At 56.4% G+C, this 11,820-nt stretch carries 13 protein-coding genes; 5 read left to right on the top strand and 8 right to left on the bottom strand.

From position 1 onward, the window contains the following. Window positions 1-10: 10 nt before the first annotated feature. Complete coding sequence (locus SADFL11_RS01740) at window positions 11-400, top strand: DUF1491 family protein (RefSeq protein WP_008196738.1); 390 nt, start codon at window positions 11-13, stop codon at window positions 398-400. 16 nt (window positions 401-416) lie between these two features. Here the strand turns inward: SADFL11_RS01740 and SADFL11_RS01745 are convergent, their stop codons facing one another. After that, complete coding sequence (locus tag SADFL11_RS01745; RefSeq protein WP_134852868.1) at window positions 417-1,421, bottom strand: DUF2336 domain-containing protein; 1,005 nt, start codon at window positions 1,419-1,421, stop codon at window positions 417-419. A 366-nt stretch (window positions 1,422-1,787) separates the two neighbouring features. On the opposite strand from SADFL11_RS01745, the gene SADFL11_RS01750 reads away from it, so the two are divergent. Together SADFL11_RS01750 and SADFL11_RS01755 are read left to right on the top strand one after the other, a co-directional pair. Then, window positions 1,788-1,997, top strand: coding sequence for a hypothetical protein (locus tag SADFL11_RS01750; RefSeq protein WP_081450474.1), 210 nt, complete (start codon window positions 1,788-1,790; stop codon window positions 1,995-1,997). Window positions 1,998-2,059: 62 nt separating this feature from the next. Then, window positions 2,060-2,929: a hypothetical protein gene (locus tag SADFL11_RS01755; protein WP_209002714.1), complete on the top strand. Its 870-nt coding sequence runs from the start codon at window positions 2,060-2,062 to the stop codon at window positions 2,927-2,929. A 72-nt stretch (window positions 2,930-3,001) separates the two neighbouring features. Here the strand turns inward: SADFL11_RS01755 and SADFL11_RS01760 are convergent, their stop codons facing one another. Genes SADFL11_RS01760 through SADFL11_RS01770 form a run of 3 tightly spaced genes read right to left on the bottom strand, consistent with a single transcriptional unit; the run spans window position 3,002 to window position 6,341 of the window. After that, window positions 3,002-3,562 carry a DUF1254 domain-containing protein gene (locus tag SADFL11_RS01760; RefSeq protein WP_040450780.1) on the bottom strand — a complete coding sequence of 187 codons (561 nt, stop codon included), beginning with the start codon at window positions 3,560-3,562 and terminating at the stop codon, window positions 3,002-3,004. Beyond that, a complete protein-coding gene (locus SADFL11_RS01765; protein WP_008188628.1) occupies window positions 3,559-4,230 on the bottom strand; it encodes a DUF1214 domain-containing protein in 672 nt (223 codons plus the stop codon). The genes SADFL11_RS01760 and SADFL11_RS01765 overlap by 4 nt, the downstream gene beginning before the upstream one ends. Window positions 4,231-4,241: 11 nt before the next feature. After that, the gene (locus tag SADFL11_RS01770) at window positions 4,242-6,341 is read right to left on the bottom strand and encodes a transglycosylase domain-containing protein (protein WP_008192534.1); all 2,100 of its coding nucleotides are present in this window, start codon (window positions 6,339-6,341) and stop codon (window positions 4,242-4,244) included. Window positions 6,342-6,649: 308 nt separating this feature from the next. Here SADFL11_RS01770 and SADFL11_RS01775 point away from each other — a divergent pair, with 308 nt between their 5' ends. Beyond that, on the top strand, window positions 6,650-7,138 hold the full coding sequence (locus SADFL11_RS01775) for a YcgN family cysteine cluster protein (protein ID WP_008192515.1): 489 nt from the start codon (window positions 6,650-6,652) through the stop codon (window positions 7,136-7,138). 6 nt (window positions 7,139-7,144) lie between these two features. On the opposite strand, the gene SADFL11_RS01780 is transcribed toward SADFL11_RS01775, so the two are convergent. Continuing rightward, a complete protein-coding gene (locus tag SADFL11_RS01780) occupies window positions 7,145-7,780 on the bottom strand; it encodes a TetR/AcrR family transcriptional regulator (protein WP_008194875.1) in 636 nt (211 codons plus the stop codon). A gap of 126 nt (window positions 7,781-7,906) precedes the next feature. Between SADFL11_RS01780 and SADFL11_RS01785 the strand changes: the two genes are divergently transcribed. Continuing rightward, window positions 7,907-8,488 carry an NAD(P)H-dependent oxidoreductase gene (locus SADFL11_RS01785; RefSeq protein WP_008189049.1) on the top strand — a complete coding sequence of 194 codons (582 nt, stop codon included), beginning with the start codon at window positions 7,907-7,909 and terminating at the stop codon, window positions 8,486-8,488. Between the two features lie 112 nt (window positions 8,489-8,600). Here SADFL11_RS01785 and SADFL11_RS01790 read toward each other — a convergent pair whose 3' ends face one another. The 3 genes from SADFL11_RS01790 to SADFL11_RS01800 all read right to left on the bottom strand — a co-directional run bounded on the left by SADFL11_RS01790 (window position 8,601) and on the right by SADFL11_RS01800 (window position 11,787). Then, window positions 8,601-10,073 carry an MltF family protein gene (locus SADFL11_RS01790; protein ID WP_081450473.1) on the bottom strand — a complete coding sequence of 491 codons (1,473 nt, stop codon included), beginning with the start codon at window positions 10,071-10,073 and terminating at the stop codon, window positions 8,601-8,603. Window positions 10,074-10,155: 82 nt separating this feature from the next. Further along, entirely contained in the window at window positions 10,156-10,701 is a 546-nt protein-coding gene (locus tag SADFL11_RS01795; protein WP_008188963.1) for a DUF3833 family protein, read from the bottom strand. Between the two features lie 81 nt (window positions 10,702-10,782). Continuing rightward, complete coding sequence (locus SADFL11_RS01800) at window positions 10,783-11,787, bottom strand: P1 family peptidase (protein ID WP_040450778.1); 1,005 nt, start codon at window positions 11,785-11,787, stop codon at window positions 10,783-10,785. Between the last annotated feature and the right edge of the window lie 33 nt (window positions 11,788-11,820).

Here is an 11,820-nt window from a genome sequence, read left to right on the forward strand (position 1 = left end):
GGAGGGTTGGATGCGCGTCACGTCTGAGCTTTTCGTCAGTGCGCTGGTGCGCCGGATTTTTTCTGAAAATGGATTTGCTGCCGTTACCCGGAAAGGCAATGCGGAAGCCGGTGCGATTTTGATTGTTGTCGACCGGCTTGACGGGACTTTCGACTTTTATTCGCCAGCACCGCAGGCGTTTTTCGATAATGATGCCGGACAAGGCGACGGCGGCCGGTTGTTTGAAAAGACCTTGGAGGCGGCCGCGCGAGAGGCTGTCGATAAACGGCTGGAAAGCGAAGCCCGAATGGATCCGGACTTCTGGGTCGTCGATATCGAGGCCGAGGCGGGAAACGTGGAATTGCCGACCGCAGAACCTTTGCATCCGCGAAACCCTGCCGACGATTTCTTCCGGCTTTAGAGCTGCTTAGCCCGAATTAGCCGATCCCCCGGCGTACACGCTGCGCGCTTGTCGTTCCGCTGCTGATGCGGTGAGATCGGGCATCTCTGGATGGCCGGCTTGCGTCCTCGAATTGTCCAACGTGCCGTGGAGTTTTTTCTCCGGTGCCGTCGAATTCTGCCGTGTTCGCGGAAGTGCCAAAAAGTGTCCAAGAACTGGTCAGCACATTTGCAGCACCTGTGCTGAGATTACGATGCAGGAACAAGAGCTTCCGGATTTCTTCAACGGCCAAGTGCTCACCGAGCAAACGGACAAGGATCGTTGTCGTCCTAGGTCTGTCGAGGCCCAGGGATTTCAGAGCAATGACAAGAGCCTCGCCCTGGCCTTTTTGCAAAAGCCTGTCACTGACCGAGCTTGGCAAGCTGAGGCCTTGACCGAGGCTATCTGTAAAGCGGTTTCGTTTTTGAAGCAGCGCTGCCTTCAAGAGTGCGCCATGAAGTCGGAGGCGGGCCGTGTCTAGGGCCGGAATGCTTGGATGGGCTGGCGCCTGTGCGGACCTGATCACGCTCATGGTTTCAGCTGCAGCAATCGCCTTTGCCCGCAACGAGGCAGGCAATACAAGAAACTGACTGATTAGATTTTCCGTGTTCAAGGCCTGATGTTTGGAGAGCTCTTCACCGAGCTCGGCAATGAGGTCGGTCCGCTTGCTCAAACGCTCATTCAAGTGTTGGTCAAGTATCAGGTCTTCCCGGTCGATCAGCAGCTTGATGGTCTGAGCATCGGCCGTCTCGCACAGTGCGGCCAGAATCGGGCGCTGCAAGTAAGGCCGTCCGGCGAGTGCCTTGCGGGCAGCTTCGGAGCCTACCCTAACGATCTCCACAAGCAGATCCACAGAAACGTTGGTGCTGTGCCGCAAGATGGGGAAGGCGGTGAGATCGTCTTTGTCTTTGGCGAGAAGGTCGATGAGCGCGTCCGGTGCTTCCGGATAAGCTACCAGCATGTTCGCGATCTGGCGCCGGTCACGAACGGATGTTGCAGGCAACAGGTTTCTCGCCAGCTCCAGAAAAACACGTTTTTCTTCAGTGCTATGTCCCGTTCTGCCAGTGAAGAGTTCGACTGCGGAGTGCAAGATCCCGCTGTCAGATGGCTGAGAGGAGGGTTTTCTGATCGTTGAATTGATGGTCTGCACAGCTGGTTCGAACCGTTTTCTTGTGGGCTGACCCACCTGACTAAAAACACTAATTAACGGCGGATAAGTCCACGACCGTTCCTTCAAATTGGACCAAAACCGTTAGCATCTTGTTAACCTGAACACCGTCTTAATTGAGTTGCAGGTAGTATTGCGTCGCCCGTTGACCGTTTCCGCTGCCCATCGCTCCAGCGGGAACCAAAACCGAAGGAGGAAACGATGGGAACTTTGTTAGATTTCGCTTCCGCACCTCGCCCGGCAGCGCGCGTTGACCCCCGTTCAACACCGCCACGTTCGACAAACCCGGAAGAGTTTGGGAAAGTTATCCTCTTCCCAGGTATCCGTTACGAGCACCACGACCTTGATCTTGCCGCACGAATCGCGACCATCGGGAAAGCCGCTGGACCTGCTGGGTCCGACAAGGACTGACGGTTCGAGCCCCTCCAGCTGCAGGCAACAAGCATCACGCATGCGGTTTGGAGAAACGCCCCATGGGCACGAGGAACGCGGTTGGGAAAAGACATGTGCATGCACAAGGGTGCTGCCGCGTCTCTGTTCCCGCACTGGCGAGGTCAGGCGTAACAGTTTCCATACTGGCGTTGCTTCTGGCCGGCTGTGTTCGGCCAACAGGTGATTTCGACCGTGCAAGGCCGTCGGTCATTCACGACAGTGTCATGCCGGCGATCGGCGAAGGCGCAGCGCGTATGCGCGAAGACCCTGTCTCCAAATTCAACTACACAAATGATGAGAAGCTGCTGCGGGACCGTGGCTGGACCCTGATCCGTCCGCCTTGGACGAAAGACTGGATCGGCGGCACTATGGCAGAACTCGCCCGAACCCGTGTCATCCCCGAGACGGAAGGGCGCATCCCGCCTGATCTTTATTATCACTATCTCCGGTCAGACAGGTTCCGGTCTTCAGATGCCAGGTTTGACAAGATCGCGTCTGATGCCACCGGTGATGCGGATCTGGTGATGCCGTTTTGTGAGGTCGCTCTGAGAGTGCGGGAGGCGGATGATGAGCGCTTGCGTGTCCTTAAGAATAAGCCGCTCACAACGGAAGAGATGTATGAAGGTGCAAAGGCCCGGGTTTGGGAAAACAGGGTCATGATCAAGTGGGTGGGCCAGGCCCTGCGTTACCGTATCACGGCCTACAAAAACGCTCTGGACGCTCTTGAAATTGAAACGCCGAGCCGGGATCGCCAGTGGAAGGTGAATACCGCAATCCGGGAGCTTCAAGGACAGGTGCTTCTGGCTGAGTCCGAGTGCCAGACCGAAAATCGGTACGGCACTGAAGAACCGGTTCGCCGGTCACGGATTTACAAGGGTTGGGGCAATGAACGCCCGCCGCCGCAAAAGTAGCCCGGCTTGGCGTTTGTTTTGTATGCAGTTTGCCGCCGAGTATGCCCGGGGCTACTGACCGTTCCAACTTGATCAGCCGAGAACGTCGCAGCTTGCGATGCTCATGGCGTTCTCGATGGCCTCTGCGCTCGTTGGATGTGAAACATAGGCTCGCAGAAGGGCAATGCCGCTGATCGTTTCCGTTTCAATGACAATCAGGTTTTCCAGGTTGGCTGGCGGGTTCTGGCGCAGGATGGACAGCTGTTCCGATGTGATCAGCAGCATGGACAGTCTGTCAGCGCCAGCCGTACGGTTGTTGAGGCTGTAGACCGTCTCGCCTGCCTGATTGAACACCCCGATAGACCAGAAGGATGCCGGAATTCCCGCATCGAAAAAGACCGGGCCGGCCGATAGCTGGAACCGGCAAATCGCATGTTTCATGGCCGGATCGAGACCGGGCAAGGCTTCTTCCCCGGGTCTAACATCCGGCAACAGGTTGAACTGCCTGTCAGGGCCGTAGGTGAGAGCATCATCGTAAGCGCTGTGCTGCACATTCTGCGGGATGGTGAGCACCACCAGGATGTGAATGATCGCTGCGAGGCAAAGCACGGCGAGTGCGCCGGCGGTCAGGGTAAAGCGGGGCGACAGGGTCATGGGCAGCTGATCCTGTCGATGTCCGGAACGCTCACACCGTCGAGCGCTGCCCCGGTGGTAACTGGGGCATCATAGAGCCGCAGGACAAAACGAAGCCCGCTGCCCGGCGCTGGGTTGGTGGGCAGGGGGAGCCAGTTGCCCGATTTGATCTGTGCACTTGCAGTGATATCAAACGAGCCATCGCCGCGCCGCAGAAGGTTCTGGCTGTCCAGATGATTGCGTCCCGGCATCGTTTGCTGAAGCCGGCCATGTCCATCAACAGCCGTCAGGGTCCACAGCCGTGCGGTCGGCGTGCGTCCGGTGATGCGGTAGCTGCAGGCCGGGTCGAGCGCTTGTCCGCTGCTGTCTGTTCGGGCTGTCAGTGACAAGCCTTCACCAGAAGCCAGTGGGATGTAGCCGCCCCGGGTGTAAATAGCCACAGAATAGGGGTCGGCGTCCGGAGTGCCAGCTGTGGGATATGCTTTCCACGCACCGACCGAAATTGAATCAAGCGGTTCTTCGCGTTCGATCAGAACGTAAGCCGAACTGACCCCGATCAACGCACTGAGAATGATAATTGAGGTGAGGAAGACCAGGGTTCTGAGCGGGTGTGGCCGCTCTGGCCGAATGGCGCGCGGAAGGAGTTCCTTGTGCCAACCGCTTTCAACATGGCCTGTAGCGTGTCGCATACTCTGTTGCTTCATTGCGCGGCCGCATATTCGGTATCGCCATCGTCGGGCATTGCCGCCTGGTCGCGGGACTGAGTGAGATCACGCAAATCCGACCCGATATCAAGCAGAAGCTGCTGTGTCCTCCGGCTGAGGACCCTTGGCTGGACAGCCACTGCGTCGGCTGCGGCAACCAGCGGACGCGCCGGCCGGGCAAGGCGTGGCAGCGTGTCGGCTTCAACGCCGGGCATAGCCACAAGCTCAATCCCGTTGTGCGCATATGCCATGAACCGTTGCCATGCCATGGCAGGGAGACTGCCCCCGGTTACGCGCCGGGTGGACGTGAAATCGTCGTTCCCAAACCAGACAGCACCGGTGAAATTGCCCGTGTAGCCGACGAACCAGGCGTCGCGATAAGCGTTTGTGGTACCGGTTTTTCCGGCCGCGACGACACCGTCAATCCGGGCCCGGCGGCCAGTTCCAGCCTCGACCACATTGACGAGGATGTCGTTCATCTCGTGGACTTTTTCTTCCGGGAATATTCTCTGGGGCTCCGGCTCATCAACCTCTCGCTGATAGAGGACTTCGCCGTCGCTGTTGGTAACTTCGAGGATCGCGTAGCCCTTGGCCTTGTATCCGCCGTTGGCGAAGACCGAATAGGACGAGGCCATGTCGATGACCGTGACCTCTGAGGAGCCGATCGGCAGGGAAACAGAGTTTTCCAGTTCGTGCGTCAGGCCCATAGCATAGGCGGTTTCGATGATCTTTTCGCGGCCAAAATTCTGCGCGAGCCTGATCGGAATGGTGTTGATGGATTTCGTCAGTGCCAGCTTCAAGGTAACGGCACCCCGGTAGCTGCGGGTGTAGTTGCGCGGGCACCAGTTGCCGAGACAAAACGGCCGGTCAGGAACAATGGAGCTCGATGAAAAGCCGTTCATGAATGCGGTCATGTAGACGAACGGTTTGAAGGAGGAGCCCGGTTGGCGCAGGGCATTGACGGCCCTGTTGAATTGGCTCTCGCCGTAAGACCGTCCGCCAACCATCGCAACCACGGCGCCATCCGGAACCATTGCCACCAATGCAGCTGAGTTGGCGTCGCGCAGCTTGGCATTTTCCCTGAGGACTGACTCGACCGCCTGGTCAGCCTGACGTTGTAGAGCAGGGTCCAATGTGGTTCGGACCGTGACGATCCGGTCGCGGGCCATGGCCGGTTTCCGCCGGGCCAGTTTCTTGACCTCATCCAGCGCCCAGTCGAGGAAGTATTCAGGCAACTGCTCTTGAGAGCGGTCGACAGCAAGAGCCGGATTGCGCCTCGCGCCGATCACCTGGCCTTCGGTCAGAAGGTCGGCCTGCACCATGTTGGTCAGGACTTCGTTTGCCCGGGCACGCGCAGCTGGCAAATTGATGTGCGGCGCGTATTTGGTCGGGGCCTTGTAGAGCCCGGCAAGCATGGCACTTTCGGCCAGGGTCAGCTCGCGAACGTTCTTGTTGAAATAGAACTCAGCCGCTGCGGTCACCCCGAAAACACCGCCACCCATGTAGGCGCGGTCGAGATAAAGCTTGAGGATTTCCTGTTTGGACAGGTTCGCCTCAAGCCAGAGCGCGAGATAGGCTTCCTTGATCTTGCGGCTGAGACTGCGCTCGTTGGACAGGAACAGGTTTTTGGCAAGCTGCTGGGTCAGCGTTGAGCCGCCTTGGACAACCCCGCCAGCGCGGGCGTTCTCCACCATGGCCCGGAACGTGCCGACAAAATCAATGCCGAAATGCATGAAGAAGCGGCGGTCTTCTGTGGCAAGGGTCGCCTTAACGAGGGAGTCGGGGATTTCTTCCAGCGGCACGCTGTCGTTCAAAACGATGCCGCGCCGGCCGATTTCCTGTCCGAAGCGGTCGAGAAAGGTGACGGCAAAGTCGTCGGTCGTCTTCCAATCCGCATAGCGGGTCGCTTCGATGGCCGGTTGTGCGAAGGCCAGAACGACAACAAAACCGATTGTTCCGTAGGTCAGGCCATCGGATGTGACCTCGGAGAGCCCACGCCAGATCCCTTTTGCGCGAAATCTGCGCAAGAACCCGTCATAGGCTTCCCAGCTTCGGCGGATAATCGACCAGGACCGCCAAAGAGCTGTATCGACCATGGAGTCGATCGAAAGCAGAAAGCGCCGGATCCGTTGTCCGATACCGGGCCGCGGCTGGGCATTGCCTTCTTTTGTGTCTGGATCGGATGCCAAGCTTGCAGAATCTCCGCGCTTCAACAGCTTTTTCAACGTAACCCGTTTTTACTACAGTGAAAACTGAAGACAACGGCGGAAATGCTTCGGGAATGGGATAAATCTTATTTGATTTGGCATCGCCGGGGCGCTTCTGACCCATCGTTGTTGCTGGAGGCCCGTATGCGTGATAGGCGCACGGATCAAATCAAGGGCGCGCAGGAGAGAGCAACCCAATGGGGTCTGGCAATTCAGTGGATAAGGACGGCGGGCTTCCGTTCTGGAAAACCAAGTCGCTTGAGGAGATGACCGACGCAGAATGGGAATCTCTCTGCGATGGCTGCGCCCGGTGTTGCCTCAACAAACTGGAGGACTGGGATACAGGCGATATTGTCTGGACCGATGTTGCCTGCACGCTTCTGGATGGTACGTCCTGCCGCTGCAAGGACTACGAAAACCGGGCCGCGACCGTTCCGGATTGCATTCAACTCACACCATCTGAAGTAAACACTCTGACATGGCTTCCGCCGACTTGCGGATACCGTCTCGTTCGGGAAGGCGCGGATCTCTACTGGTGGCATCCGATGGTGTCCGGCGATCCGGAAACCGTACACTTGGCAGGGGTATCCGTTCAAAACCGCACCGTGTCCGAAGATGGAATGGAGCTGGAAGAATACGAAAATCACGTCGTGACATGGCCCGGCGAAATGCCGGAGGCTGAGTAAGACCCTTCAAGGCCTGACCAGAAAAGCCTCTACGTGCCGCTCGAGGCGGGATTGCAACTCCTTTAGGTCCGTCAGCTGATGCGATCGGAAAATAATTGCTCCATGAATCACAAAAGCGATCAAACCGTCGAGCATCTCTTGTGGTGAACGATCTGATCGGAGCTTTGGACTGATGTCGTCGGACGATTGCCAAAACCCCAAAAACTGCAGCAACTTCTCGTCAAGTGCATCGAGCTGTTCGATAAATTCGGGAGCGCAGTGGCCCTTGGTTGCGCCGATGTTTTCCAGAAACACGCGCAGCATGGTCTGGCTCTCGGTTATGACCGCAATGAGCGCCATCATCCGGTGGACAAGTGCAGCAACCGGATCTGCCAAGTCTTGAGCCGAAAGCTTGTCGTTTTTGTCGGCGGCTTCCCGAAGTTTCTCTAACTCGCCCAACAGCAGGTAGGAGAGAAGGCCATCCATATCGCCGAAATGAGCGAATATGGTCCCTTTGGCAACACCTGCCTCTCGAGCGATCGCTTCTGCGGTCATCTCTTCCAAGGACTTCTTTTTTGACAGGTGCGCTGCCGCCTCCAGGATCCGGGCGCGGGTGAGGGCGGTGCGTGCTTGAGGCTTGCGGGATTTGGTTTCTATCGCCATGACATCTTCTGAAAATGACCGCGGTCAATTTATTGCTTGACCTTGTACCATACTTGCGGCAATTAATGACCGTGGTCAATTTTTAAGAGCCGGTGCGTTTTACCGACCGGTTTTGGAGTTTCAATTATGTCGAAGAAAATACTCGTGCTGGATGGCCATCCGGCAAAGGGCAGTTTTTGCGGTGCGCTTGCACAAACCTATGCAGATGCGGCCAAGAAGTCCGGGCATGACGTGCGCATGGTGCATCTGGCAGACTTGTCTTTTGACCCGGATCTGGGATCAGCGTCCGAAGCATCTACAAAAGAGTGGGAAGAAGACCTTGAGACATTTTGGGACACTCTTGAGTGGTGCGACCATTTCGTCTTGGCTCACCCTCTCTGGTGGGGAGGGATGCCAGCCAAACTGAAAGGGTTGATTGATCGTATTCTGCTGCCGGGTAAGGCTTATAAATTTGTATCGGGCAAAGCACTCCCGGAGAAATTGATGGCTGGCCGAACGTCTGAGGTTCTCGTCACTTCAGATACCCCGCATTGGTACTTTAAGTTCATTTATGGTCAGGGCATCAAGAAGCAAACCAAGATGCAAATCCTCGATTTCTGCGGCTTGAAGATGAAGAACTATTCCTGGTTTGCGCCGATCCAGGGCTCAACAGAACAGGCACGTGCCAAGATGATCCGCAGGGCCGCACAACTCGGAGGTGCGTTATGATTTGAGGGCCATCCGCTGCCAATGCAGTGGCTGCTAACAGTCTGCTAAACGACAAGACCGGTGGCGCTGCCTGCGCACCGGTCTCTCTCTCTTTACCGCTGAAGACTTGAGCCTAGTCGCCCTTTTTCTGGGCCTCAGGAGAGTTCTGATACCGCTTCTGCTCCTGGGTAAACACTACGTAATACTTGTAGATATTGCCGACATAACGCACCGGTTCCCGGCTGATGTGTTTGCCGACGATCCACTCGACATTTCCGAACCACAAATTCGGGTCGTAGCCCTGTTTTTCAGCTTCCGCTCGCAGCTTTTTGAATCGGCTCGGTCCGGCATTGTAAGCTGCAAGCGCAAAAAAGGTCTGATTGGCCGGATCATCTTTCAGATCAGAAAAATACTGATCCGCCAGGTAGCGCAGGTATTTTACCCCGGCATGCACATTCGTATCGGCATCCTTCTCAACTCCTTTGATATTGATCGGATTCCCAGCTGCAGTCGTCGGCTTGATCTGCATGACACCGACAGCGCCGGCGTTGCTTCGAGCGGACTGTTTGAACTGGCTTTCCTGATAGGCCTGTGCAGCGATCAGAAGCCAATCAATGTCAAATTGCTGACCATATTTTTCAAAGACTGCGGCCAGTTTGTCGAATTGCTCCCGGCGGTTCTCATCATTAAGGTCTTTGAGGAATTTAGTCTCCTTGAGGTACCGCTTGAGGATTATGTTGCCAAGAAGCGTCCCCTTTTCAACGGTCTTGGCAAACGCGTTCATCTCTTTGAGCAAATCAGGTGCTTTCGGGCGGACAGCAAAGGCGATCTCTGCATCTGTCCGCACGGCGGCGTCCGGATGGATCTTCAACCCATCCACGATCTGCATCCAAAAATCTGCCTTATGTTCATCAATAATGATCATGCCGATACCGCCGGCTTTCACCAGATCGATCAGGTCCTCATCTTCCAGCTTTTCATCGGCGGTGACGATTTTGACGGGTGCTTTGCCGTCTGTTTCGAACTTCTTGTTCAAGGCGAGGAGGCTGTCGTGATAGCTGGACGACGGTCGGACGTGGATCTCCAATCCGGATAGGGCGTCCGGGGAACGCAGATCGGGACCGGCTGTCGTTGTCAGAGGAACTTCCCGAACGCCTTTGAATATGGGTGTTGTAAAGTTAATTAGTTTTTGGCGTTCCGACGTGATCGTGAGATTGCCAATCGCTATATCACCCCGGCCTTCAGCGAGATCTTGGAACAGTGCGTCGCGTGGTGTCGGCATCATGACTAGCTGGCCACTTCGAACTTTCTTTCCGTGTTTCTTTTCCAGAAATTTGCCAAGTTCGGCTGTCATATCGACAGCGGTCCCGCGCTGAACGCCGTTGTCGATGAAATAAAACGTTTTAGAAAATGGCACGAGAACGCGGAGATAACCGCGTTCTGCAATCGCATCAAAGTCTCCGGTAAAAGGCTCGCGCAGGATCTCCTCAAGTTCATCTGAAAGCCGGGTCTCCATCGCGTTGGGCGATGCTGGGACGAGAAAAAGTACCAGCATCGCTAATGCAATCAGCGACCCCAAACGTAGAAAGCTGAAACAGTTTATCATGGCGCTCCCCCAGATGTACCGTTAGGGAACTCAATCAAACTTGCGTGGAGCTTTCAAGACAAAGGCGGACGATAATCCGGCCTCACCGTTTGAACGTCAGATCGACTGTTCCGACCTTGAAACCACCTTTCGTGACATCGGCAGTGTTGCGAACAGTCCGCCGATCGGTCTGGGTAAGGGTATCGGTAAAGCGCAATAGGATTGAACCATTTTCCAGCGGAACGTCGGCGATGTAAGAAAATCGCAAGGCTCCATCTGCACCAGTCTCAACCAGGGTTGGCGCGATCACATCAGATCTTTGGCCGACATACCGGCCGTCGCCAACCTTTTCGAAGAACCAGGTCTTGGTGTCCCGCTCGCCGTCGTCATAAACAAAGTCTTCGCGCAGACGGAACATTTGGGTCTTCGGGTTCCAAGTCCCGGTCAGATACACCGTGAACGGCCGGTATACGCCAGTAAACTTGCTCTCAAACACGCCTTTGCCAACGGTCTTGCCGCGGAAAAACTCCTCAAGAACCAGCGGTTTCGCAGCCTGCGCTGGTGGCGCAGTAAAACCGGCAAACACAAGAAACGTCAGCGCAAACAGGAAGATCGTCTTTCTTACAAGATTGGAAAAAGACAGGGACATATTGCAAAGCCTATGGTGTGTTTCACATGCCTTGCGTACGTGCAAATCCTCGGCTTAGATTTTTAAAACTGGGAGGCGGTCTTAGCCCCCGAAACGCTCTTGCCATGTGGGCAGCGTGTCGCCATCCGCTGGTGTTGCATGATAGATCCCACGCGCAATTGCCCTAGCGAGGCACGATGCGGCTGCAGCGCCCATTTGCACCATGTCCTCCAGGCCGTTTTCCAGCTTGCGCTGCCCCGTCGACAAAGCGAACACAAGGTCGCCGTCGAGCGGTGTGTGTGCCGGCCAAAGCGCGCGGGCCAAGCCGTCATGTGCCATGACTGCAAGGCGTTTGGCTTCGCCCTTCGTCAAAATCGCATCGGTGGCAACGGCTGCAATGGTCGTGTTGGCCCCCGCTTCGAGCGCGTCCAGCTTCGTGCGGACCGTGGTGCAGTCGGCTGGCAGTGTTGGCGTTATGCCGCGTCCGCCAAATTCGTTACCGACCTCAAAGGGCGCTGCCCAAAAATGCGGGGTTTCGCCCATGGTTGCGCGGCCAAGCGCATTCACGGCAACAATCGCGCCAATGGTGACACCATTCTCCAGGACCACAGACGCCGATCCGAGGCCTCCTTTGAGGTTTGCAGTTGTGGCGCCCATACCGGCGCCATTGGAGCCAAGAACAAAATCATGGCCGATGGAATCGAGCGCCGCGCGGCCAAGATCCCGGTAAGGTGCCATTTGACCCCAGCTCTTGTTGCCGCCGTTCAGGAGGTCAAAAAGGATCGCTGTCGGCACAATTGGCACGCGGACCGGGCCAACTTGATAGCCATAGCCCAATTCTGCAAGCCGTCCCTGTACACCCGCACCGGCATCAAGACCGAAAGCCGATCCCCCGGCGAGGACAATCGCATCGATTTTTTCGACGGTTTGCTCGGGCTCCAAAAGCGCAATTTCCCGGGTTCCCGGTGCACCGCCCTGGATGGCCACGGAAGTAACCGCAGGCTCATCGGGCACAAGTACGGTTGCGCCGGATTTCAGGTCCGGGTCGGACGCATTTCCGACCTTCAAGCCGGGCACATCGGTAATCAGGTTTCTGGGACCGGTCATCAAAAATCTTTCAGCGAAAACTCAATAAAGGCA

The organism is Roseibium alexandrii DFL-11, assembly GCF_000158095.2.
Taxonomy (GTDB): Bacteria; Pseudomonadota; Alphaproteobacteria; order Rhizobiales; family Stappiaceae; genus Roseibium; species Roseibium alexandrii.